The organism is Myxococcales bacterium, assembly GCA_022184915.1.
GTDB lineage: Bacteria > Myxococcota_A > Polyangia > Fen-1088 > Fen-1088 > JAGTJU01.
Window position 1 is genome coordinate 78,895 of the sequence record JAGTJU010000006.1, and the last position, 24,787, is coordinate 103,681.

Annotated in this window: 15 protein-coding genes; 10 read left to right on the top strand and 5 right to left on the bottom strand. The window is 67.7% G+C overall.

Features of this window, described 5'->3' with window-relative positions:
* Positions 1-94: 94 nt before the first annotated feature.
* The 10 genes from infB (at position 95) to KA712_21510 (ending at position 11,056) form a co-directional block, all read left to right on the top strand.
* On the top strand, positions 95-2,920 hold the full coding sequence (gene infB / locus KA712_21465) for a translation initiation factor IF-2 (GenBank protein MCG5055536.1): 2,826 nt from the start codon (positions 95-97) through the stop codon (positions 2,918-2,920).
* A 2-nt stretch (positions 2,921-2,922) separates the two neighbouring features.
* A complete protein-coding gene (locus KA712_21470; protein ID MCG5055537.1) occupies positions 2,923-3,246 on the top strand; it encodes a DUF503 domain-containing protein in 324 nt (107 codons plus the stop codon).
* Positions 3,247-3,249: 3 nt separating this feature from the next.
* Positions 3,250-3,720: a 30S ribosome-binding factor RbfA gene (gene rbfA / locus KA712_21475; GenBank protein MCG5055538.1), complete on the top strand. Its 471-nt coding sequence runs from the start codon at positions 3,250-3,252 to the stop codon at positions 3,718-3,720.
* A 20-nt stretch (positions 3,721-3,740) separates the two neighbouring features.
* The gene (truB, locus tag KA712_21480) at positions 3,741-4,676 is read left to right on the top strand and encodes a tRNA pseudouridine(55) synthase TruB (protein ID MCG5055539.1); all 936 of its coding nucleotides are present in this window, start codon (positions 3,741-3,743) and stop codon (positions 4,674-4,676) included.
* A 169-nt stretch (positions 4,677-4,845) separates the two neighbouring features.
* Positions 4,846-5,115 carry a 30S ribosomal protein S15 gene (rpsO, locus tag KA712_21485; protein ID MCG5055540.1) on the top strand — a complete coding sequence of 90 codons (270 nt, stop codon included), beginning with the start codon at positions 4,846-4,848 and terminating at the stop codon, positions 5,113-5,115.
* 288 nt (positions 5,116-5,403) lie between these two features.
* Positions 5,404-7,521 (top strand): polyribonucleotide nucleotidyltransferase, encoded by a 2,118-nt coding sequence (pnp, locus tag KA712_21490; GenBank protein MCG5055541.1) that lies wholly within the window; start codon positions 5,404-5,406, stop codon positions 7,519-7,521.
* 14 nt (positions 7,522-7,535) lie between these two features.
* Positions 7,536-8,006, top strand: a complete 471-nt coding sequence (gene dut / locus KA712_21495) for a dUTP diphosphatase (protein ID MCG5055542.1) — start codon at positions 7,536-7,538, stop codon at positions 8,004-8,006.
* 78 nt (positions 8,007-8,084) lie between these two features.
* Complete coding sequence (gene argC, locus KA712_21500; GenBank protein MCG5055543.1) at positions 8,085-9,158, top strand: N-acetyl-gamma-glutamyl-phosphate reductase; 1,074 nt, start codon at positions 8,085-8,087, stop codon at positions 9,156-9,158.
* Positions 9,155-10,060 carry an acetylglutamate kinase gene (gene argB / locus KA712_21505; GenBank protein ID MCG5055544.1) on the top strand — a complete coding sequence of 302 codons (906 nt, stop codon included), beginning with the start codon at positions 9,155-9,157 and terminating at the stop codon, positions 10,058-10,060. The genes argC and argB overlap by 4 nt, the downstream gene beginning before the upstream one ends.
* 72 nt (positions 10,061-10,132) lie before the next feature.
* Positions 10,133-11,056, top strand: a complete 924-nt coding sequence (locus KA712_21510) for a hypothetical protein (GenBank protein ID MCG5055545.1) — start codon at positions 10,133-10,135, stop codon at positions 11,054-11,056.
* Between the two features lie 35 nt (positions 11,057-11,091).
* Here the strand turns inward: KA712_21510 and KA712_21515 are convergent, their stop codons facing one another.
* From KA712_21515 to KA712_21535, 5 genes are all read right to left on the bottom strand, one after another.
* The gene (locus tag KA712_21515) at positions 11,092-19,881 is read right to left on the bottom strand and encodes a S8 family serine peptidase (protein MCG5055546.1); all 8,790 of its coding nucleotides are present in this window, start codon (positions 19,879-19,881) and stop codon (positions 11,092-11,094) included.
* Positions 19,882-19,958: 77 nt separating this feature from the next.
* On the bottom strand, positions 19,959-21,305 hold the full coding sequence (locus tag KA712_21520) for a PIG-L family deacetylase (GenBank protein ID MCG5055547.1): 1,347 nt from the start codon (positions 21,303-21,305) through the stop codon (positions 19,959-19,961).
* 43 nt (positions 21,306-21,348) lie between these two features.
* Complete coding sequence (locus KA712_21525) at positions 21,349-22,641, bottom strand: pyridoxal phosphate-dependent aminotransferase (GenBank protein ID MCG5055548.1); 1,293 nt, start codon at positions 22,639-22,641, stop codon at positions 21,349-21,351.
* Positions 22,642-22,696: 55 nt separating this feature from the next.
* Positions 22,697-23,998, bottom strand: a complete 1,302-nt coding sequence (locus KA712_21530; GenBank protein ID MCG5055549.1) for a hypothetical protein — start codon at positions 23,996-23,998, stop codon at positions 22,697-22,699.
* 24 nt (positions 23,999-24,022) lie between these two features.
* Complete coding sequence (locus KA712_21535; GenBank protein ID MCG5055550.1) at positions 24,023-24,766, bottom strand: hypothetical protein; 744 nt, start codon at positions 24,764-24,766, stop codon at positions 24,023-24,025.
* Between the last annotated feature and the right edge of the window lie 21 nt (positions 24,767-24,787).

A 24,787-nucleotide genomic window follows, 5' to 3' on the forward strand; every position in this document is an offset into this window, starting at 1 on the left:
GCCCGGCTCTGTATTAGAAGAACAAAAGAACACTGACTGCGGTCTCGAGAGCCAGATCGGAACCTCGAGACCCCGCCGACGAGCCTGAGAGAGCATGAGGGTTTACGAATTAGCCAAAGAACTGGGCATTCCCAACAAAGACTTTGTCAACAAAGTCCAAGCCATGGGGATTCAAGTGTCCAACCATATGTCGGTGCTCGAGTTGGTGGATGCCGATCGGATCCGACGCAACCTCATCCGCGAGCGCCAGGAAAGTCTTGAAGAGGTTCGCCTCGACACGACGGTCATTCGGCGCCGCTCGCGCAACGCTACGGCGCCCTCGGCAGCCGGTGCGCGTGCCGCCGCTGCCCGCGTGAACGAGGTTCGGCCCGAACCCCCCGTGGTCGAGGCCCCGCCTGAGCCACCCCCGCCCGTCGTGGCTGCCCGCCCGGCGCCCGAGGTTCTGCCTCCGCCCCCCGCGCCTCCGCCTCCCCCCCCTCCCGAACCCATCAAGGCCGTGGAGGCGCCACCGGCGCCCGAACCCGAGCCACCGGCCCCAGAGCCTGTCCCCGTGGTGGTGGCAGCCGCCCCGGCACCCGCCCCCGCACCTCCGGAACCCGAAGCGCCCCCCGTGCGCGAGCCCGCGGCGCCTCCTGCCGTGGTGGCCGCGCCCGCAGCTCCCTTGGCCGGGGAGCCACCAGCGGCCCCGCCGGCGGCTCCCCCACCGGCGGCCCCCCCAGCGCCACCGGCGCCCGCTCAGGGACCTCCGCCGGTCATGGAGATTCGCGCGTTGCCGAATCCCGGTACACCGCCCTCGGCCGATGGCACCGAGCCGCGTCCGCGCTTCCGCCAGATTCCTCAGCCCGTCGTGACGGGCTCGGCGGCAACGGGTCAGTTCATCCAGCTGCCCGGCCGGGGCGAAAACAACAGCGTGCCCCGCGTCGAGATCCGCGACCGCGACGAAGAGCTTCGCCGTTTGGGTCGGGGCGTGATCGGGCGCTTGCCTCCTGGGCAAAACCGCTTCGGGGGACGGCCTCCGGGTGGCCCCGGCGGGCCTGGGGGCCGTAACCTCGGGCCTCCCCCTCGCAAGCGCCAAGTGGCCGCTGGCAAGAAGGTCAAACAGACCCAAATCACCACGCCGGCAGAACACAAGCGCGTCGTGCGGATGGCGGAGAGCATCACCGTCTCGGACCTCGCCCGCGAAATGGGCATCAAAGGCAACGAGGTGGTCAAGCGCCTGTGGGCTTTGGGCATGATGGGCATCAACATCAACCAGAGCATCGATCTCGACACGGCGATGCTCATTGCCAACGAGTTCGGCTGGCAGGTCGAGTCGAAGTCCTTCCGTGAGGAAGACATGCTGGGCTCGGAGGAAGTGGACGCGCCAGAGGATCTCGAGCCGCGAGCCCCTGTGGTCACCATCATGGGCCACGTCGACCACGGCAAAACCTCCTTGCTCGATGCCATTCGCAAAGCGAACGTGGCCGAAGGCGAAGCGGGCGGCATCACGCAGCACATTGGCGCTTACAAGGTTCACTCTGCGCAGGGTGACGTCACGTTCCTGGATACACCGGGCCACGAGGCGTTCACCGCCATGCGTGCCCGCGGTGCCAAGATGACCGACATCGTCGTGCTCGTGGTTGCGGCCGATGACGGACCCATGCCGCAAACCGTTGAGGCCATCAATCACGCAAAAGCGGCGGAAGTGCCGCTGGTCGTGGCGGTCAACAAGATAGACAAACCTGACGCCAACCCCGGCCAGATCCGGAACAAGATGATGGAGCACGGCTTGGTTCCCGAGGAGTTCGGCGGCCAAACCATCTACGTCGACGTTTCGGCGAAGACCAAGCAGGGCATCGACAAGCTGCTCGAAATGCTGGCTCTGCAATCGGAGTTGCTCGAGCTCAAGGCGAACCCCAAGAAGGCGGCGCGGGGGCACATCGTCGAGGCCCGGTTGGACCGCAACCGCGGCCCCATCTCCTCGGTGTTGGTCGAGTCGGGAACGCTGCGCGCGGGCGACCTCGTCGTGGCGGGTATCTTCTCGGGTAAGGTGCGCGCCATGATGGATGACCACGGCAAGCCCGTGGCGCAGGCAGGCCCCTCCACCCCGGTAGAGATCCTGGGCATCGACGGGGTTCCCGAGGCGGGCGATACCTTCAACGTGGTGTCCGACGAGAAGCTGGCCAAGCAGATCCTCGAGCATCGCCGGGAGACACGCCGCAGCCGTGACGCGGCGGCTTCGGCCCCACGGGGCGTCTCCCTGGAGAACATCCTCGACAAGATTCGCGAAGGCGAGGTCAAGGAGGTCAAGATCGTCCTCAAGGCGGACGTGCAAGGTTCGGCGGAGGCGCTCTCGGCGGCTCTCACGAAGCTTTCCACACCCACCGTCGGCGTGAACGTGATCTCGAGCGGGGTGGGTGGCATCACCGAGTCCGACGTGACCTTGGCCAAGGCCTCCTCCGCCATCGTCATCGGCTTCAACGTGCGCCCTGCGGGCAAGTCGCAATCCTTGGCTGAGCAAGAGGGCGTGGACATCAAGACGTACCAGGTCATCTACGACGCCATCGACGACGTGAAGAAGGCCATGGTGGGCATGCTCGAGCCGGTGGAGCGCGAGAAGCTCATGGGCAAGGCCACGGTTCGCCAGGTGTTCACCATCCCCAAGGTGGGGGCGGTTGCAGGCTGCATGGTGACCGAGGGCAAGATTCACCGTCGCAACCAGGTGCGCTTGGTGCGCGACTCGGTGGTCATCTACACCGGACGACTCGGCTCGCTTCGCCGCTTCAAGGACGACGTGAACGAGGTCGACAAGGGATACGAGTGTGGCCTCAGCATCGATGGCTACAATGACCTCAAGGACGGCGACGTGATCGAGTCGTTCGAGATCGAGCAGATCGCCGCTTCGCTCGACGCTCCGATCGGGGCGCCGGCGCAGACCTGACCGTGGTGGTCGGAATTGCGCGGCTGACGTTCTTCGTGCCGCACAGCCATTCTCTCAAGGAAAAGCGGATGGTGGTGCGGCGTCTGAAGGACAAGGTGCGAGCCCGGTTCAACGTGTCCATCGCCGAGGTTTCGGACCAGGACGTTTGGCAAAAGGGCGTGATTGGTGTCTCGCTGGTGGGGAACGAGTCACGCTTCGTGGGGCAGTGCCTCGACGAAGTGATTCGCCTCGTGCGGGCCGAGGCGGAGGTGACCAGCGTTGAGCGCGAGCTTCAGGTTCGTCATCAGCCGCTGGCCGAAAACGATTTGGGATTCCGTTACGAGTAAATCATGGCATCGGGTCGCGAACAGCGCATTGCTGAAGAAATCAAGCTGGCGATAGGCGACGCCTTGATACGCCAAGAGGTCAAGGATCCCCGGGTCTGGCAGGCTGGCATCATCACGGTGACCCACGTCAAAGTCACGGGCGATCTGCGTCAGGCACGGGCCCTGTTCATGGTCTACGGGGCCGACGAGGCCACGCTCGCCGGGGTTCGGGAGGCGTTGAACAAGGCGAGCGGTTTGTGGCGACGCAAGATCGGGAGCCGTCTGCGGCTCAAGTTCACGCCTACCGTGTCGTTCGAGGTGGATCGCGTGTTCGAGAGTGAGGCCCGGGTGGAGCGGGCACTGCACGACATCGCCCGCGAGAACGCCGAACGCGAGCGCGCCGAACGCGAGAACACCGAAGGCGAGCGCGCCGAGGACGAGTCTTCCCAGGGCGTGCCCCCCGGGCCGCCGTCGGACCCCGGGCGCAAACCGTAGGGTCGAGTCGCGCACCGCGTATGCCCGTTTTGGTGATCGACAAGCCGCTCGGCCTGACCTCCTTTGCAGTGGTCAAGTCCGTGGCCCGCCTGCTTCGGAGGTACCGTGCGGCCGGAGGGCGGGGCATGCCTGACCCGAAGCGAATCGGCCATGGCGGGACCTTGGATCCCATGGCGACCGGCGTGTTGCCGGTGTGCGTGGGAGAGGCCACGAAGCTCGCGCCGTTTCTTCTGGATGCCGACAAGGCCTACGAGGCCGTCATGAAGCTGGGTGTGCACACCGATACACTCGATGCGGAAGGGCAGGTGCTGCACACACGGGCCGTGCCGCCGCTCTCCGCAGGCGAGATCGAGGCTACGTTGGCTCGTTTTGTGGGCCCGCAACATCAGGTGCCCCCCATGTACGCGGCCCTCAAGCATCAGGGCAAGCCGCTTTATGCCTACGCACGCGAGGGTCAGGAGATCGAGCGTCAACCGCGTGCGCTCACGATCTTCGAGCTCGTCCTCCAAAGGTTCGAGCCTCCTGACGTCGTTGGCTTCTCGGTGCGGTGCTCGAAGGGCACCTACGTGCGGGTGCTGGCTTCGGACCTGGGCAACGCTTTGGGAACGTGCGCTCATCTGGTGGGGCTCCGTCGCACCCTGTCCGGGCCGTTTTCTCTTGCGCAGGCGATGACGCTCGCGGAGCTCGAGGCCCGTGCCGAGGCCTCCGAATCGTTGCCCAGCGTGTCACTCGCCGAGGCTCTTCGTCATCATGCCCAGGTCGCGCTCACGGCGACCTTGGTCGATCGCGTTACGAAGGGGCAGAAGCTGCCCTGGAGCGAGGTGGACCCGGAGGGAGCGCTCGGCCACGGGCACGTGGCTTTGCTTCGCCCGGACGGGTCCCTGGTGGCGGTGGCGTCGCGCGCCGTCGATGGGATGGCGTCTTTCCATCGCGTCTTCAACCCGGAGGTGGTATGAGCCCCGGGGCGTGCCCGGCGGGGGCGCCGGCCGGGCCTTTTTGCCCAAGGCGGCGTATTGACGCGCGAAAACGTCCACAGGCAGGCGCGCGGCGGTTGACTGAGTGAACTTTTCGTAGAACATTTGACCCCCAAAAAATCGGCACATCAAACCAACGAGAGCGTGATTCATGGCTTTGGCATCAGTCCGTAAGGCGGAAGTTGTAAAAAAGTATCAGCGAGCCCCGGTCGACACCGGCTCGCCCGAGGTGCAGATTGCGTTGCTTTCCGAGCGCATCAACCACTTGACCGAGCACTTCCGCACCCACAAAAAAGACCACCACTCGCGCCGTGGTCTGCTCAAGCTCGTCGGGCGCCGTAGGCGGCTGCTCGACTTCTTGCGCGGCGAAGACGTCGAGCGCTACCGCGTGCTCATTCAAAGTCTCGGGATCCGCAAGTAAGCGGTCCAGCTGGCTTTGGGGTCGGTCTTTGGCCGGCCCTCCCTTCATTTTCACTCACGCGCGCGGTTTCGCATACGGGCTGGGCACGGGCGATCGGCATAGGGCCGGTCGCCGGTTCGTGCCGGCGTACGCCGTGTGTTCGCGCGACATCAACCCGACCCCGGGGATGTGCGTTCGTCCTTTTTCCCGTCGGTTCGATGGGCCGTGGCATCCGTGCGGGTGCGGGCTTGTGGGAACGCCGAGACAAGGGAGCAACGCCTTCGGGGTCCGACTCCAGGAGCTGACGACATGTTCATTCGAGAAGGCGTAGATTTTGGCGGCAAGGAGCTCTCCATCGAGACCGGCCGCATGGCCAAGCAGGCCGATGGCTCGGTGCTGATTCGCTACGGCGAGTCGATGGTGCTCGTGACCGCGGTGGCGGCGAAGTCCGTTCGCCCCGGCATCGACTTCATGCCGCTGACCGTCGATTACCTCGAGAAGACCTCCGCCGCGGGAAAGATCCCGGGCGGGTACTTCAAGCGCGAGGGGCGGCTCACCGAGGTGGAAATCCTCACCTCGCGGCTCATCGATCGCCCGAGCCGTCCGTTATTTCCCAAGGGCTGGCGTTTCGACACCCAGGTCATCGCGATGGTGGTGTCCACCGATCGCGAAAACCCCACGGATGTGCTGGCGATGACTGGCGCGTCGGCGTCTCTCCATCTGTCCAGCATTCCCTGGGCGGGTCCCTACGCCGGTGTGCGCGTGGGCCGGGTCGACGGAAAGTTCGTGGTGAACCCCACGTTCGCCGAGCGCGAGAGGAGCGAGCTCGACTTCGTCGTGGCCGCGAGCCGCGACGCCATCGTGATGGTCGAAGGTGGCGCGAAGGAGATCTCCGAGGCGCTCCTGGTCGACTCCCTGATGTTCGCGCACGGTGCGGCCCAGCCCCTCATCGACCTTCAGGAAAAGCTTCGTGCGGCGGTGGGCAAAGACAAGCGCGTCTTCCTGCCCCCTCAGGCGGACCCGGTGCTCGTGGAAAAGGTGTTGGCCTTCGCCAACCCGAAGATCCAGGCGGCCATGGCCATCCGCGAGAAGCAGCAGCGCTACGGTGCGCTCGAGGCCGTTTCAACCGAAACGCTCGGCGCTCTGGCCTCCGAGTTCCCCGAGCGGGATGGCGAGATCAAAGAAGCGGTCGAGAAGGCAAAGAAGAAGCACCTGCGCAACCTGGTGCTGGACACGAGCCTGCGCATCGATGGCCGCCGAACTGCCGACATCCGCGCGGTCACCTGCGAGGCAGGCGTTCTGCCACGTACGCACGGCTCGGCTCTCTTTACCCGCGGCGAGACGCAGTCTCTCGTGACGACCACGCTGGGCACGAAGCAGGACGTGCAGTTCATCGATGGGCTTGTCGACAACATCGAGAAGCGCTTCATGCTGCACTACAACTTCCCTCCCTTCTCCACGGGTGAGACGAAGCCGCTGCGGGGCGCAAGCCGACGCGAGATCGGCCACGGTCACCTCGCGGAACGGGCGATCGCGCAGGTGCTGCCCGACGAAAAGAGCTTCCCCTACGTCATCCGCATCGTCTCCGAGATCCTCGAGTCGAACGGCAGCTCGTCCATGGCTTCGGTCTGCGGCGGCTCGCTTTCGCTCATGGACGCGGGCGTGCCCCTGAAGACGCCCGTAGCGGGCATCGCGATGGGCCTCATCAAGGAGGGTGAGCGCGTGGCGGTGTTGTCCGACATCCTGGGCGACGAAGACCACCTGGGTGACATGGACTTCAAGGTCTGCGGCACCAAGGACGGCGTAACGGCCATCCAGATGGACATCAAGATCGAGGGGCTTTCGCGTGAGATCCTCGAGAAGGCGCTCAGCCAGGCGAAAGAGGGGCGCTTCCACATCCTGTCGAAGATGGCCGAGGCGCTTTCGTCCTCGCGCTCGGAGCTGAACCAGTTCGCGCCGCGGATCACCACCTTGCGGGTGCGCCCGGAGCAGGTGCGCGACATCATCGGTCCGGGTGGCAAGACCATCCGGGGCATCATCGCCGAGACCGGTGTGGCCATCGACGTCGAGGACGACGGCACCGTTCACGTCGCTTCGCCCGACGCCATCGCCGCGAAGAAGGCGATCGACATCATCAAGGGTCTCACGGCCGAACCCGAGGTGGGTGAGTACTACATGGGCACGGTGAAGCGCATCGTCGACTTCGGTGCGTTCGTGGAGGTCTTGCCTGGAACCGATGGTCTCGTGCACATCAGCGAGCTCGACGCCGATCGCGTGCGGGCGGTGACCGATATCTGCCGCGAAGGCGATCAGATGTTGGTGAAGGTGATCGCCATCGATCACCAGACAGGCAAGATTCGCCTGTCGCGCAAAGAAGCGCTCGGAAAGAACCCGGACGAGGTTCTGGCGAGCCGCGCCGACGCTTGAGCGAGAGGCAGTTGATGACGGCCCCGCGAACGGCACCTCTCGTCCGCTTCGCGCGGCTGTCGCCCCACGCACGCGTGCCCCGGTACATGACGGCCGGGGCCGCGGGCATGGATCTGTCCTCTGCCTCCGAGGCGCCCCTCGTGCTTGCTCCTGGTGAGCGCCTGGCGGTGCCTACGGGCTGGGCCATCGAGCTTCCCTCGGGCTTTGAGGGGCAGGTGAGGCCGCGCTCGGGGCTTGCGAGCCAACGCGGGGTCACGGTGGTGAACGCCCCCGGGACGATCGACAGCGACTACCGAGGGGAGCTTCGGGTGCTGCTCGTGAATCTGGGGCGAGAGCCGCACACCATCGCGCTCGGCGATCGGGTGGCGCAGCTCGTGGTGGCGCCCGTGGCGCAGGCCGAGGTGGTCGTGGAAGACGACCCTGCGGCCTTGTCCGAGACGGCCCGCGGGGCGGGCGGTTTTGGTCACACGGGGCAGGGGGGCTGAGGCGGACCGTGCGTAGGCCTCGGTGCAACCGCACGTCGTGGTTGCAACCGGGGAGGCGCCTGTTAGATAAGGTGCGCCATGGCCACGGCGCAGATCAAGACGGGCATCGTTGGGGTTTCCGGCTATTCCGGTATGGAACTGGTGCGCCTGCTGTCGCGTCACCCTGGATTCTCCGTGGCGTGGGCCACCACCGATCGCTGGGCTGGAAAAACGCTGGGCGAGATGAGCCCGCTCGGCCCGTCGCTTTCGTCCCTGGTCTGCATCAGCCAGGAGGATGGGCTCGGGCGCTTCGGTGACGTGGAGCTGGTGTTTTTGTGCACGCCGCCCGAGGTCTCGATCGAGCTTGCGCCGAAGGTGCTGGCGGCTGGCGCGCGCGTGGTGGACCTGTCGGGCGGGTTTCGTCTGGCGGCCGAGGCCTATCCCCGGTGGTACGGCTTCGAGCATCACGCGCCGGCGTTGCTCTCCCAGGCCGTTTACTCCCTGCCCGAGGTGACCTTGGTGAAGAACGCGGAGCAGCTGCGGCAGGCCAAGCTAGTCTCGAACCCGGGCTGCTATCCTACGGCGTCGTCCTTGCCGCTCTTGCCCTTGCTGAGGGCAGGCATCGTGGAGCCCACGGGGGTCATCATTGACGCCAAGAGCGGGACCACCGGGGCGGGCCGCAAGGGCACCGAGGCGATGTCGTTTTCCGAGGTTGCGGACGACTTCCGGGCTTATCGCGTGCTCAAGCATCAGCATGCGCCCGAGATCGATCGCATCCTGGCCCTCGGGGGTGTGCCCGACGTGAAGGTGACGTTCACGGCGCACCTTCTGCCCGTGCGCCGCGGGATCTTGGCCACGGCCTACGGGCGCCTCGCCGATGGCGTGGGAGCTGATGCCACGAAGGCGGCGGAGGCAGCGCTGCAAAGCTTCGCGGCGGGACGCCCCTTCCTGCACGTGACCGAGCCCGAGGCGGTGACCTTGCACGCCGTGGTGGGAACGAACCGGGTGGTGATGGGTGTGCGCGCCGACCTCGAGCGCAAGATCGTGGTGGCCTTCGGGGCCATCGACAACCTCGTCAAAGGGGCCGCGGGCCAGGCCCTGCAGAACGCGAACCTCATGTTCGGATGGCCCGAAAGCACGGCCCTCGACACCTTGGTGGGACACCAGCCATGAGCACGATTACGACCGTCGACTCCACTCTCTCTGACGCCGCCCGCGAATCGCTTGCCGAAAAGCGCACGTTGGTGGTGGAAGCGCTTCGCTACATCCAAAAGTTCTCGGGCAAGCGCGCGGTCATCAAGTACGGCGGCGCGGCCATGATTGACCCGCAGCTCAAGCGCAGCTTCGCCCAGGACATGGTGCTGCTTCAGGCGGCGGGCCTGCGGCCCACGATCGTTCACGGCGGCGGGCCAGAGATCACGCGGACCCTCGACAAGATGGGGCAGACCACGGAGTTCTTCGAGGGTCAACGTATCACCGGCGAAGAAGACGTGCGCATCGTCGAGATGGTGCTCACGGGGCGGGTCAACACGGAGATCGTGGGGCTTCTCAATACCCTGGGGGCCACGGCGGTGGGGCTTTCGGGCAAGGACGCGCGCTTGCTTCAGGCGCGCAAGCTCGCTCCCGCACCGGGCAAGCGTGATCTGGGCTTCGTGGGCGAGATCGAATCGGTCAACGCCGAGATCCTCGACATGTTTGCGACGCGCAATTTCCTCCCCGTGATCTCGCCCGTGGGCCTTGGCTCCGACGGGGCCAGCTACAACATCAACGCCGACGTGGCCGCGGCTGCGATCGCGGTGGCCACGAAAGCGCAGAAGCTGATCTTCGTCACCGACGTGCCGGGCATCCTGGACGAAGCGGGTAACCTGATAAGCGAGCTCACCGGCGCCGAGCTTCGCGCGCGGCTTCAGGAGGGTGCGAGCGTCAAGGGCGGCATGCAGGTGAAGGCTCAGGCCATCCTGAACGCCCTCGAGGGGGGCGTGCCCGCCGTGCACGTCGTGGACGGTCGTGCGGCGCATAGCGTGGTGGTGGAGCTGTTCACGGAAAAAGGCGCGGGCACGCTGGTCCGGGCCTAGCCCGCAACGCGTGATGGGCCCGGCCCTTGACGAAGGCCGCTCGCTCGGGAGACCCTCACGGCGGAGGTCCCGATGTCGCGCGCGAAGTACCGAAGCTCCGTGTCTGGGTGCGTGGGTGTCGTCACCGCGCTTTGTTTGGTCGCCTGTGGAGGCGATGAGGAGCCGAAGCTTGTCTGTGGCGACGCGGACGAAGGGGAAGTGGGGCCGAACAACGCCCTGGAAGGGGCGCCCGAGGTGTCGTTTGGACGAGATGTTGCCGGCTGCGTCGACGTGGTGGGGGACATCGACCACTACCGGGTGGCCGTGCGTGGTGACAAGCCGGGTCTCATCACGTTCACGCTGACGCCGCGTCCACCCGACGCGGGCGCGTCCCCAGGCCGGATCTCCCTGGCGATGTTTTTGTCAGGCTCCTCGACGTCCATCGCGTCCTTCAGCGCAACCGAAGCGGGCGCCGCCCTGACTGGCTATCTCTCGGCGGCCGCAGGAAAGACATACGTCTTCAGGGTGCAAAACGCCTCGTTCACCACTTTTGGCGGGGCCTTTGGCTACGACCTCGCGCTCACCTGGGACGCATTGGACGACCGCTACGAACCAAACGATTTTTGGGGCGTGGCCCGTAGCATCGGCAGGGGCAAGACGATCAAGGGCCGCCTCTTTGCGGGCCATCAGGCGAGCAGCGCTCCTACGGTCCAGGACTTCGATGACTGGTACGCGGTGAAACTGTCGGCGGCGCCCGTCACGATTGCGGTGGATCCCGTCCCCGAAAACGTGGCCGCCCGCCTCGAGCTGCGAAACGACGCAGGCGCGGTCCTTTCGTGTCCCGGCTGTATTGGTCAGGCAGGGCAGCCCCTCGTGGTGTCGCTGGATGCCGTGGAGGCGGGAACCTATCGTGTCAACGTGAGCCGCCACGTCACGCCCATGGTGCCCAGCGTGGGGCTTGGCCCCCCTCCCGCGTTCGCGATCAAGGATTACGGGCTGCGGATTACTCAGCCCTAGGGCCTCGCCCGCGGAATGACGGTGCCCCGCCCGGTTCAGGGCACGTCGACTCTGGCAGCAGGTGACCAGTCGCTCAGGTTGCCGGCCTCGTCGGCGCTGCGCACCGCCACGCAGTGGGCCCCTGGCGCGAGCCCTGAAAAGCGGAGGCGCTCGGGTGTGCCCGCGGCCAGCGGGGACGCGGTGGGCACGGCGACCGAGGTGGCCGCGTCGAAGGGACATCCGCTCCTCACGAGCTCGTAGCGCGTGGCGCGGCCCAGGGGACCGTCGTCGGCCGGCGCCGTGAAGGCCCCGTAAGCCGTACCCGCGGCTTCGCCTGCCGTGTAGGCAAGCACGTCGCCCAGCACGGCGTAGTGAAGGCCGTTGTCGTGTGCGGCGAGCGTGGGGGCGCGGACCTCCACAAAGCGGGCCTCCGTGGCCGCAAAGGTCAGGGGTTCACGGGCCGAAGCGCCGCTGCCCGCCCACACGACGGTCCAGGCCAAGCCATCGGGACTGAGCGCCACCTCGAGGGCCCGCGGGAAAAGCTCCGCCTGACCGGCCGAGGGCGTCACGTCGATGCGGTTGACGGAGACCAGCTCGCCGAGATCCAGGCGGAGCCACTCGAGCTGGTTCTCGGTGCGCGCCAGGCTGGCCCACGCGGTGACCGGATCGCCGTCCAGGACGGCTTCGGCGGGGAACTGGGGCGCCTGCGCGCTCGAGACGGCCACCACCTCGGCGGCCAAGGGCTCGCCCCCCGGCCGTGGCAGCCGCATCTGCAAGTCGGAGACGGGCTCGGGGGCCGTGATGTCGGGCAGCCTGTCGGTGAGCGCCACGGCCACGTTGGACAGATACGACGTGTGCCCCGCCTCGTCGCGGGCCACGAGCCCGAAGCGGTAGAGCTTGCCCGGCGCGAGCCCCTCCACCGTAAAGCGCTCGCGGCTGCCTGCCGCGGCCGGAGGTGGCACCCCCGCGGCCTCGGTCGCCAGCGGGAAGTTCTGGGTCCCGAGCGCGTAGGGTGCGGACCGCAGCTCGTACGCGGTCGCCCGACCTTGGGTGTGGTCGTCGCCGGGCGCGGTCCACGACAGGGCCACGCGGTTTTGGCCCAGGGGCTCTGCCTCGAGGTCCACCACGGGCGCCGGGGGGACCGCGTTGGTGAGCGCCGGCACCAAAGTCGAGAGGGGGCCGAGGTTGCCGGCTTCGTCCACGGCTCGGAGAGCCCAGTAAAGTTGAGCTTCGCCTGCGAGCCCCGTCACCGTCATCGCCTGCAGGCTGCCCGGGGCCGCGGGTGTGGGGGCTCCTGGCACGAGGGTGGCCGCCGCGAGGCCTGCGGCGTCGAAGGGCGCCGGGCTGCGGTACACCTCATAGCGTGTGGCCACACCCTGGGTGCCGTCGTCCCCGGGGGCGACCCAGGAGAGCACGGCTCGGCCGTCCGTGGTGGCGGCTTCCTGCACCTGCAGCTCTGCCACGAGCGCGTAGTGCTGACCGAAGCTCGTGTTGGCTCCGTGCACGCTCAGGCGAACGAAGTGCGCCTTGCGCGCGGGGAAGCCCCACACGAGCCACGCCGCGTTCGAAGGGGAGAACTCCTCTTCGACGGCCACGGTGTCCCAGGTCTGTTTGTTCACGCTCGTCTCGAGCGAGAAGTCGCGTGGGAACAGCTGGGGATGGAACGGGTCGGGCAGCAGGCGGATGCGGTCGATCTCTAGGGCATCCTCGAGTTCCACCACCACCGTGTGGCTGGCGTCGCTCGTGCTCGGTGCCGAGGCCCACGAGGTGAGCTCGCGGCCGTCGATGAGGAGGCTCGCGTCCCAGGCGGGGCCGAGCATGCTGCTGGCCTGGGCCTTTGTAGGAAGCACCAGGCCGTCACGGGCCGCGGGCGCCTTCACGGCGAGGCTTCCCGGAGCGGCCGGTGCCGTGAGGTCGGGGGTGGTGGCGCTTGCGACGTTCGACAGGCTGCTCCAGGCGTCCACGTCATCTTTCGTCTTGAGCGCAAAGTGATACGTCGTCGACTCTTCCAGTCCGGAGATCGTGACCGTTTGGGGCGTTCCCGCCGTGGCCGGCAATGGCACGTTCGGCACCACCTGGCCCTGCGCGAAGGTCAGAGGCGTCAAGGGTTGCTTGCTCATCCGAAGGTCGTAGAGCTTGGCTTGCCCCTGGTTGCCGTCGTCACCGGGCGCCGTGAACGAGAGGGTGACTGTGCTGGCGCTGGCGGTGGCTTTCAGGTTCAACACGGCCGCCGGTGGCACGGCCCGCGTGCTGGCGCTGGCGCTGTTGCTGATGGGGCCCGCGAGCCCCTGATCATCGAGCGCGCGCACGGCGAAGTGGTAGGGCGTCTCGTTGTCGAGGTTGGTGAGGGTGAGCTGCTCGAAGCTGCCTGCGCGGGCGGGCTTGGGCAAAGCGCTGGTGACGGGCACGGCCTGGCCCCAGGTGTCGGCGGTGATGGGCGCTTGTGCGCGGCGCACTTCGTAGGCCGTGGCCTGCCCCTCGGCGCCGTCGTCACCCGGGGCCGTGAACGCCAAAACGACGCTCCCATTGCCGCTGCCCGTGCTGGCCACGAGATCGCTAATCGCGCCCGGCGGCACTTCGTCCACGGTCTCGGCGGTGAGCATGTTCGAGAGTAAAGAGGTGTTGCCGCGCTCGTCCTCCACACGTAGCGCCAGGTAGTAGGTGCGCGTGGACGCCAGTCCGGACACGGTCACGGTGTGCCGCGTGCCGGGCGCCGCGGGTGGAGGCGTGGGCACGGCAGTTCCGCTGGCAAAACGGCTCGCCGTGAGCGGCTGCTCGCTGAGGCGCAGGTCGAAGCGGCTGGCCGTGCCCGTTTGGCCATCGTCTCCGGTGGCCGTGAAGCTCACCGTCACGCTGGCGTTCGTGCGGGAGGTCAGGGCCAGATCCGTCACGGCGGCGGGCGCCACGTCCGGGGTGCGGGCCGAGGGACTGTTCGAGACCGGACCCAGGTTGCCGGCGTCGTCCCGGGCCCGCAGGGCGAAGTAGAAGGGGGCCTCGTCGGGCAGTCCCGAGGCGGTAAAGCTCTGTACGCCGCCCCCGGTCACCGGCGAGGGCGCCACCAGGGCAAGGCCCTCGAGGAAGTTGTGAGCGGACAGGGGGAAGGCCGCATAGCGAAGCTCGTAGGCCGAAGCTTTGCCCGTGTCGCCGTCGTCCCCGGGCGCCGTCCACGTGAGCGTCACGCTGCCCCGAGCGCCCCCGGTGCGGGCTTGCAGGTCGCTCGCGCCACTCGGGGCCCACTCGTCTGGCACGGTGACCTGCGCCACGTTGGAGATCGGCCCGGCGTTGTTGCGCTCGTCCACCGCCCGCAGGGCCACGAAGATCTTCGCGCCGGGGGTGACGCCCGAAAGCTTGAAGGTTTCGACGGTGCCTGGGGGGCGCGGGGAGGGCGCGCCGCTCGCGAGGGTGCCTTGCGTGAACGTGGCAGCACTCAAGCTCTGCGTGCTGTAGCGGATCTCGTAGGCGTGGGCGGAGCCTGTCGTGCCGTCGTCGCCGGGCGCGGTCCATTGCAGGGTCACGAACGCCGCGGAGGTGCCTCGGGCTTCGAGCGCTACGAGATCGGTGATGGCGGCGGGCGCCTCGTCGCGCGTACGCCCGCTGGCCACGTTCGATACGGCCGAGACGTTGCCCGCGGCATCGAAGGCGCGCAGAGCGACGTAGTAGACCGCCTCGGGCCCGAGATTGTCGATGTCCACCGTCTCGCGGGTGCCGCCCAACCGCGGCGTGCCCGTGGGCACGAGCGCGCCCGTCGCGAAGTTCGCCGCGGAAAGCGGGGTCTCCGACACACGCAGCTCGTAGCGGGCCGCTTGGCCAACGGGGCCGTTGTCGCCCGGCGCCGTGAAGCTCACCCGCAGCGCTCCGGGGCGGTCGACGAGCCCCGTGACCGCAAGGTCCGCGACCGGGCCTGGCGGCACATCGTCGAGGGTCGTGCCCCGTGCGTTGTTCGAGACCGCCGCGCGGCCGCCTTGGGCGTCGAGGGCGCGCAGGGCGAAATGATAGGTGGTGAGACCCGCAAGGCCCGTGACCGTCGCACGTTCCGGGCTTCCCGCGGCGCCGGGCGGGGCGAGGCCCGCGACCGGGGTGGCCGTGTCCCAGTTGCCAGCATGAATGCGACCCCGCGCGTAGCGCAGATCGTAGCGGGCCCCAGGCGCGCCGACCGTAGGGGCCGTCCACGTCAGCGTGGCGGCCTGGGCCGACAGGTTGACCACAGCAAGGTCCACCACCGTGCCCGGGGGCGCCGGCGCCGTGGTGGCGCAGGCGCTGTTCGACAGCTCCGAGACCAGCCCCACGTCGTCGTGGCTTTGCACGGCGAAGCAGTAGGACGTCTCGGGCGCCAAGTTCGCCACATCGAAGCGCTCGAGGGCGCCCGCACCGCTGGGGGACGGGACCCCCGCAAGGCTTTGAGCCTGCGGGAACGTGTCGGGCGACAGGGGCGTGTGCGCCTGCCGCAGGTCGTAGGCGCGGGCACGGCCTACCTGGCCGTCGTCCCCGGGGGCGGTCCACGTGAGCTGCAGGGCCGTCGTGGCGCTGCCTTCGGCGAAGAACGCAAGCTCACCGAGCGCGACGTAATGCGCGCCGCCGAACGCCTTGCCTCGCGTGACGACGAGGCGCGCCTGCCGTGCCAGAACCCGGCCAAGCGCCCAATCCTCGGCGGCCGCAGGGAAGCCAAACCCGGCCTCCGTCACCACGGGGATCCAGTCGCCCTCCGTATCGGGCCTCGTCTCCAGGCGGAAGTCGACGGGGAAGAGATCCTCGTAACCCGAGGCCGGCTGGAGGCGGACCGCACCGAGAGGCACGGACGCACCGAAGTCCACATGCACCATCTCGGTGGTCACCGTGGGGCGCGCGGGGGACAACCAGGCCGTGGCGACTTGACCATCGAAGAGGTTCTTTGCCTCCGTTTGGGCTGTGTAGGAGCCCGAACTCGCGAGCAGCGTGGACGCAACAGGAAGCTCTTGGTCACCGCTGGGGGCGTGCACAGCCAGGTCGGTGATGGCCGCGGGCGGTGTGCCGTCGAGCGTCTCGGCTGCGGCTGCGTTCGAGGCCAGCGAGCGGTGTCCGAGATCGTCCACCACCTTGAGCACGAAGTAATACTGTGTGTTCGGGCTGAGGCCCTCCACGCGCACGGTCTCCTTCGTTCCCGGAGCGCCCGGGGCCGGCGTGGGCGCGGTGGGGGCCAGGTCCCAGCGCTCGGGTGTGAGCGGCTGCGTGCTGTAGCGCAGTTCGTAGGCCGTGGCCGTGCCCTCGAGGCCGTCATCCCCTGTGGCCGTGAAGCTCAGGGTGGCGCTGGTGCGGCTCGAGGTCACGACCTTGAGGTCCATCACGGGGGCCGGAGGTATACCCGGCGTTTCGATCCACGCTTCGTTCGAAAGTCCGCTCACGTTGCCGGCGTCGTCGGTGGCGGTGAGCCTGAAGTAGTTGCGGCTTTCGCGGGCCAGCGGCGGAAACCTGAGCAGCTCCACGCGGCCACCCTGGGACGGGATGGGTGTGGGCAGGGGCTCGGCCGCCGCGAAATTCGCCTCGGAAAGAGGCAGGGGTGCGTGGCGGAGGTCGTAGCGGGTGGCGGTGCCCTCGTAGCCGTCGTCTCCGGGCGCCACCCACGTGAGGTCGATTTCCAGCTGAGGGGTCAGCGCAAAGACCTCGAGCTCGCCTATCCACACGTGCGCGGACGAGGCGCCAGGATCCACGCCGCGCTCGGTGACGTACAGCCGCAGGTAGCGCGTGCTGACGGGCGCGAACGCAAAGCTGTCCCAGCGCCCGTGTTGCCCCCGGTGACCTTGAACCGTGAGCAGTGTTTGCCAGCTGGCGGCGTCGGCACTCGCCTGGATCTGGAAGGCGCCGGGGTAGTGAAGGAGGTTGCCTCCCCCCTGGCCGGGGTTCATCCGCAGGCCCGTCACGGCGTGAACGTCTCCCAGATCCAGCACGATGAAAGCGGCGGTGGTGCCGCTGGCCGCGGCCGCGATCCAGGGTGTGTCGATGTTGCCGTCCAGCAGGCGGGCGGGCGGGGTGGACGTCGACAGCGAGGGGGAAGAGGCGCTCACGACCGGGTTGAGCTGGAACTCGGCCTGCGAGGCGTGAACGCTGAGATCGGACACCGTTGCGGGCGGGCTTTCATCTGGGCGGGCGTCGAGCCTGCCCATCACCACGTTCGAGATCGGTCCCGGTGTTCCCGTGGCGTCGAGCGCACGCAGCGCGAAGTAGCGATAGCCGTCGTCCTCGAGCGCGTCGATCACGGCGCGTTCGTCATGACCCGAGGGCTGCGGGGCCGGCAGGTCCAGCACCGGGGTGGCCTGGCTGAAGTTCCCCGGGGTGAGGGGCGATCGCGAGAACCGCAGATCGTAGCTTTGGGCCTGCCCCAAAGCGCCATCTCCCCCCGGCGCCGTCCACGCCAAGGTGAGCGTGTGCGGGCCCGCGCCGATCAGCCGAAGGTCCGTGACGGCCCCCGGAGGAATCGACAGGGGTGGGACGTACGCGATGTTGGAGATCGGGGACGCGTTGCCGCCGTCGTCGATGGCACGCAAGGCGAAGTAGTAACCACGCTCACCAGCAAGGCCGCTCACCATGACCTCCTCGCGGAGCCCCGCCACCGCCGGGGTCGGGGCGCTCACAACGGTAGCCTGCGCGAAGGTACTGGCTGTCAGGGGCGACTCCGAGACGCGCACGTCATAGCGGGCCGCCGCTCCTTCGGCTGGGTCGTCGCCGGGCGCCGTGAACGTGAGGAGGATCGTATCGGGATGCGACGACACCTCACGCAGCGTGACCTCGGCAAGGCCGGCATAGCCGTATCCCGAATCGTGGACGAAGCTGCGCAAGACCCGGACACGCACCGCCTGAGCGCGCGTGGCTGCGAAGTGGAGGGAGACGCGCTGGCCGGCCGTGGCCTTGGCCCCGCGCATGCCACCCACCGTGGTCCACGCGAGGCCGTCGATGGACACGTCGATGTCGAAGTCCACAGGAAAGAAGTCTGGGTAGGCCGTGGGGGCAAGCAGCTCGACACGGTCGACGAGGGCCGGGGTCGGCACACGCAGCACCAGGTGTTCCTCTTGCGGTACGAAGCGTCCGGGCGTCAGCCAGGCCGTCTGGGGGTTGCCATCGGCCGCCTGTGAGGCCGACCAAAACTCTGAAAACTGCCCGCTGGCCGCGCTCACCTCGAGGGGGACGATGGTGCCCGGAAGCGTCGAGGCGCGCAGGTCCACGACCTGCGGGGGCGGCGTGGCATCCACCGGAACCGCGCTCACCTCTGCCGAGGGCGGGCTTCGGTTTCCCGAACGATCGAGCGCGACGACCACGACGAACACGGCTTTGCCCGCCTCCAGGTCTCGCAGCACCAGCTGGGTTTGACCCGCGGGCACGTCCACAACGTTGGTGTGACCCCCGCTCGCAGGGCCAAAGTGCACACGGTAGCCGCCGAGGTCCTCGACCGCGACGGGCGCCCAGGACACCACGAGATCGTTGGCGGCGCCCGCGTGAACCTCGACATCGCGCGGGGCAGGGGGCGGCTCGCCATCGGCCATCACCGCCTTGAAGGCCGCAAGCCGCCCGCCGCTCGCCACTTTCCCCGTGAGCGCGGGGACCTTGTCCACGGTGGACAGCAGCCGTTCTTTGGCTTCTGCGGCCGTGAGGCTCGGCTTGAGTGACCACAAGAGCGCGGCCACCCCCGCAACGTGCGGGGCGGCCATCGAGGTGCCCTGAAACGAGGCATAGCGGTTGCCGGGAATGGTGCTGACGATGCCCACGCCGGGCGCAGCAAGGTGCACCTTGGTGGCGCCGATGTTGGAGAAGCTGGCGAGGGTGTCGCTGCTGCCCGTGGCCGCCACGCTCACCACGTTGTCGCCCCCGTAGTTCGCGGGATACGTGGGGTAACTGTCGTTGTCGTTGCCGTTGTTGTTGCCTGCGGCAGCCACGAAGAGACCACCGGCTGCACCCAGCTGGGTGATCGCATCCTGCAAGTAGCTGGCGTAGCAGCTGGGGCCCGCGCACCCCCAACTGGCGTTGACCACCTTGGCCTTGATGCGCGCGGCGTAGAGAATCGTTTGCGCGCCTGCCCACATCGTGCCGCCGCTGCTCCCCAGGAATTTCAGCGGCACGAGCTTCACCTTCCAGTTCACGCCCGCCACGCCCACGCCGTCGTTGCCCCGGGCGCCAATCGTGCCCGCCACGTGGGTGCCGTGGCCGTGATCGTCCATCGGATCGTTGTCGTTGCCGAGAAAGTCCCAGCCCCGCACGTCGTCGACATACCCGTTGCCGTCGTCGTCCTTGCCGTTGCCGGGCACCTCGCCGGGATTGCTCCAGATGTTGGGTGCCAGATCCGGGTGGGTGTAATCGATGCCCGTGTCGCTCACGCCCACCACCACGTCGGAAGAGCCCTGGGTGTGGGCCCAGGTCTGGGGCATGTGAATCTTCGACAACCCCCACAGTTCGCCGAAGCGCGGATCGTTGGGCGTCACCGGATCGGCGAAGAGCTCAACCAGGTAGTTCCGTTCCGCCGAGGCCACCAGTCCCGCCGTGCGCAGCCGGTCGATGGCCTCGTCAGCGGTCAGGGTGTCAGGCAGCAGGAGCCGCAAGAAGGGGTAGGCCGGGTCCGGGGCTTCGTCCACGGCCAGCGCGGCCCCGAAGCCGGCGACGAGGGTGGCGAAGGTCTCCCGGGTCACGCCTTCGGCGGGTCTCACCACCACCTCGTGAGCGATGTAACTCTGCCCCTCGGCGCTGGTCATGACCAGCCGGGTGGGCGAGGCGCGCAACACGGGGCCGCCTGCGGGGTCGTCGCCGCAGGCCACGAGGAGCCCCAGAACGGCGGCAAGAAGCCCCGGGATTGGGCTTGGCGCACACCTGTACCACGCGGGCTTCACGTGTCTTATAGTCGGTAATTCGGATTACCGTCTTTAGTCGCATTCGACGGCGCTTCGTCGGGGCTGCGCGCGGTGAGTCAAAAGGGCCGCTGACTGACGAGCGTGAGAAGGCCCGCCCGGTCGAGCACCAGGAACACCTCGTGGGCACGCACGCCGCGCACGAGGAAGTTGTCCCCGGGTAGACGCGTTGCGGGGCGGGTGCAGCGGGGGTCCACGGTGGCCGCGAAGTCGTGCTGGGCCGAGGGGGGCAGGCGTAGGTCGTGCATCGACTCGAGCGCCATCAGCTTGCGGCGCTGCAGGCCCACGCTGAGTGGGTGCGCGTAAAACGACGCCGCGGTCAGCGGCGCAGGTCCGCACCAAGGCGGTGGGGGAAGGGCTTCACCGGGAGCTCCGTAGGGGTAGCGGTCCCCGTCCGCGTGGTTGGTGTAGAGCAAAATGTGGGGCGACTGGCGGGTCTGTGCCAAGGCCTCGGCGAGGGCCACGGTTGTAAGCTGGTGGTCAGGGTGGTCGTCGGTGCGAGGGTCGGGGGTGACCACGATCGCGGGTCGTGTGCGCGAGAGCACGGACTTGAGGTCCATGACCAGGTGGCGCCAGGTGGCCTTGCGGCTCTCCACCGGCAGGAGCCGCCCCTGGTTCAAGCGGCGGTAGGGCAGCACGTCGTCATTGGTCACGAAGAGCTCGTTGACCGGGGTGTCGATCGCGTTGTGCATGGCACGCAGGCAGCCGTCGAAGTACCCAAGGTTAAAGGCGCGCCCGACGGGCACGCCGCCCTGCCACGGCACGGTCACGCTGTCGATCACCCGCAGCTCGCCCTTGAGCCGGTAATGCGCCTCGGGCTCGGGCGCAACGTCGCAGTATATCGGGGCCCCGGCGTTGCCTGCCGTTACCGTAAGAACGGTGCTGTGGCGATCGGCGTAAAGCCCGAAAGCCGCGATCTCGGCGTCGTCGGGATGGGGGGCGAGCACCAGCACGGCTTCGTGGAGCGGAAGCTGGTTGTGAAACGACGCCAAGGTGGCCAACGGCCCCACTAAGGACGCCTGCGGCGACGAGAGCGTGACCCGCGTGCCTGCGGGAACGCCGCGCAAGTCCGATACGTTCAACGCGCGGCGGCCGGTGCTCCCGCTGCCCAGCGATTGAGCGATCGCGATTCCCGGCGCGGCCACGGTCACTTCGACCGGGGCCCCTGGGGCCGCGCTGAGGCTCACGAAGAGCAAGGCGCTGTCTGCCATCGAGCTGCCGGGCCACAGGAAACTGGCGCTGCCGTTTGCCCCGGTTTCCAACGCCAACTCGTGGGTGACCACCCGGGGTGACGAAAACTGGTACGCGTGATCCGACCTGGGGTCACAGGTGGTGCGTGCCCAGACCTTCGCCGGCAAGGCAAGGGCGCAAAGCACCACCAAGAGGTTCCACGCAGGGACCTTCATGACATTTTCGCCGCGTCGCAAGTAAAGTTGGGTGCGAAGACGTTCAGGGCGCATGCGGCGGCACATCGCCGGCGGCGGCGCGGGCCACCAGTTGTTCGAGCCGGTCGAGGGCCGTTTCGAGCGACGACCGCTCGGGGCCGAACGAAAAACGCACGTAGTGGCGAAAGCGTGAGTGTACACCGCTGCGGCGTTTGCCGGGGTTGACGTCGAAAAACTCACCCGGAACCGTGATCACCTTTTCGCTGAGGGCTGCTCGAAAGAACCCCATGCCGTCGTTGAGTGGGGCGGGCAGGTGCGCCACGTTTCCCCAGACGTAGAAGGTTCCCTCGGGTGCGCGATCGAAGCGCACGCCCATGCGTTCCAGCCGGGCGAGCATGAGTTGGCGCTTGTCCCGGAACGTTTGATGGATCGCGTTGGTCTCGCGAATCACGTGGTCTTCTTCCAAAAGGGCCACCGCCGCCCGCTGCGTGGGACGGTTGCCGCCGCCATCCAGGAAGGAACCCGCGCTCGACACGGCGTCAATCACGGACTTCGGCCCCACGGTCCACGTCACGCGCCAACCGGGGTAGCGCCAGTTTTTCGTGAGCCCGTCGAAGATCACCACGGGGTCCCGATCCACATCCTCCACGTAGCGGGCGGCGCTCTCGATGGGAAGGCTGCCCGGCCGCGCCGTCCAGATGTAGTGAGAGTAAAACTCGTCGAGCAGCAGGCAACAATCGAGCTGGCGCGACAGCGCCACCCACTTCTCCAGATCTTCCCCTTGGACCAGCTTGCCCGTGGGGTTGCAGGGATTCGAGAGCAGCAAGGCCGCCAGACCGCGTCCTTGAATCTCGCGTTTCAGGTCCTCGGGCGAAAACGCGTAGCCGCGATCCCCCTCGAGCAAAATCGGTATGGCGGTGAACGCTTTGAAGATGTCCAGCAGTTCTTCGTAGGCGGTGTAATCGGGAAGAAAGTGCCCCAGGTTGATGGGGCCCAGGCTGGCGCAGGCGCGGGTCAAGGCCGTCCGGCCACCGCCCGAAACGCTCACGTTCTCGGCGGTGTACTGCGACTTGTGCCCTTTGCGGAAAAGAGCGTTGTAGAGGTTGGCGATCGCCTCACGGAGCTCCCAGATCCCCGGGATGGGCGCGTAGTCGAGGTCCCCCGGGTTCACCGGCACGCTCTGCACACGGGGGGGGGCGCCCGCCAGATCGTCCGTTTCCGGCTGCCCCTGGCCCAGGTTGCACCAGGTCGTGTCCGAGGGACGAAAGCCGGCCTTGGCGGCTTCCGTGGTCACGTAAATCACGCCCGTTCGGGGCACGGGACGGAAAGCAGACAAGGGCGAGGGATCGTGGCTCATGTGCGCGCCAAGCGTAGCAGGCGCGCACTTGCCCCGGCAATCGCCGCCACGGGGCTCAGCCCTGGTCGGCGACGTCCAGCGGGTGCGACATGAAAAAGGGCAGAGCCTCGCTCATGACGTCCAGATCGGGGTCGAGTTGTTTGCCGATGCCTTCGGTGACGGCGATGGCGATGTTCACCGTGGTGAACGAGGGGTTGAGCCGGATCCGGTGCTGGCGCACGATCGACAGGAGGTCCATCAAGACCCTGCCAACCTGGACCTGACCGAGCCTTTGACCCCAGTACCGTCCGACGAACTCGATGATCGCGGCGCGGTAGGCCTCGAACGCCTCGGGCTGGCTGGGGCGCTCGGTCGACAGGTCGAACATGATGCGCGCCATCGCGTCGCCATCGCGCTGGGCCCAGGCCCCGAAAAAACGCATGAACGCCTTGCGATGAGGCTCGTCGAGCTCACCCACCAGCCCCACGTCGAGCAGCGCCACCTTGCCCTGAGGCGTGACCAGGATGTTGCCCGGGTGCAGGTCGGCGTGTACGAAGCCATCCACGAAGATCATCTTGAGCAGGGCCTGCAGGCCGACGCGTGCGACGCGGTGAGGATCGAAGCGCGTCTCGCCAACCGAAAGAATCTTCGTGCCTTCCACGAACGACATGCACAGCACCCGCTCGCTCGAGAGCGCCTCGATCACCTCGGGGAAGGCCACGTCGGGATCGCCCTTGAAGTTCGCGCGGAAGCGCCGGTTGTTGGCGGCTTCGAGGCGGAAGTCGAGCTGCGCGAAAACGGCTTGGCCAAACTGCACCACGGCGCCCTCGGGATCCACCGCGCCGATCCCGGGCCAGCGCGCCGCTTGCCGCGCGGCCCACTGCATGACGGCCAGATCGAATGCGCAGATCTCATGCACCGCCGGGCGCCTGACCTTCACGGCCACGATGCGCCCGTCGTGAAGGCGCGCTTTGTGCACCTGAGACACCGACGCCGACGCCACCGGAACGGGCGCAAGCTCAGCGAAGAGCTGTTCGGGGGGACGGCCAAGGTCGGCTTCGAGCGTGCGGCGCACCTCCCGAAACGGGAAAGGCCCCACGTCGTCTTGCAGGCGCTCGAGCGCCTTCGTCACGTGCTTGGGCAGCAAGTCGGGCCGGGTGCTCATGATTTGCCCCACCTTCACGAAGGTGGCGCCGAGCGCGCGAAACAGTGCCAGCATGTTGTGCGCGAACCACTCGTTGCGCCGTTCGCGTCCGCCAAACCTCAGCCGCAGCCAGAGCGAGCCACCCAGCCATAGCAGGGTTTGTAGCGCGAACAGCCACCCGATGGTGAGGGCGCGCCCCAGCAGTCGACCTCGGCGGAGGGCAGGTTCACCCATGACCGAGATCATACCAGGCCCACGTCAGATCCGGATCCGCAGCGCCAATCCAGCTCCGAAGGTGTTTGCAGCATCGTCTCGTGTCACATCGGGAAGAACGAACGACAGCAAAAGGTCGGCCACCGTAGACAAGGTCCGATCGAAGCCCACGCCCAGGGGGATGGCCCAGTCCCCGGCCTGCGTGTCGAGGCGGGCACCACCGAGCACGCCCAGGTACCAGCCACCGCCCGCGTGGAACCAAAGGTGTGCCGGAAGACTCACCCAGCTCCGTGTCGGCTCGGAGAACAAGATGGGAACGTAGACCCCCGTGTTGAGGCGCACACTTCGTCCCCCTGAAAACCACACCGGTGCTGCGAGCATGAAGCCGAAGGGGCTATCGAAAGGTACGTAGAGGCGCGCCTCCAGCGCGAGCACCGGCAGCACCGCCTTGCGCAGGCGCAGCTCGGGGTTGGCAAAGGTCTGCCCGGCGGTGCCGAAGGTCTCGAAGTCGAAGAGCCGACCGAAGGCATCCGCGCCGAGGGCGCGCCCGTCAGGGGAGCGAACCCCCGTGCGCACGCCGATTTCGGTGCCGCTGCCGAGGCCGTAAGCCATCTCCAAGTTGACGCCCAGTCCCGAGCGTTCCGGGTCCTCGTCGTGTCCCAGGCCGAGCCCTGCGGTGAACTGAAGGCGGCCGTTTGGCTGAACCGCCGGAGCTGGGGCCGCGAGCGAGAGGGACGAAAGCGCGCACAAGCTGAGCCCACACGAAAGGGCAAGGGCGAGGGATCGCATGCCGCCAGGCTAGCAGGCGTC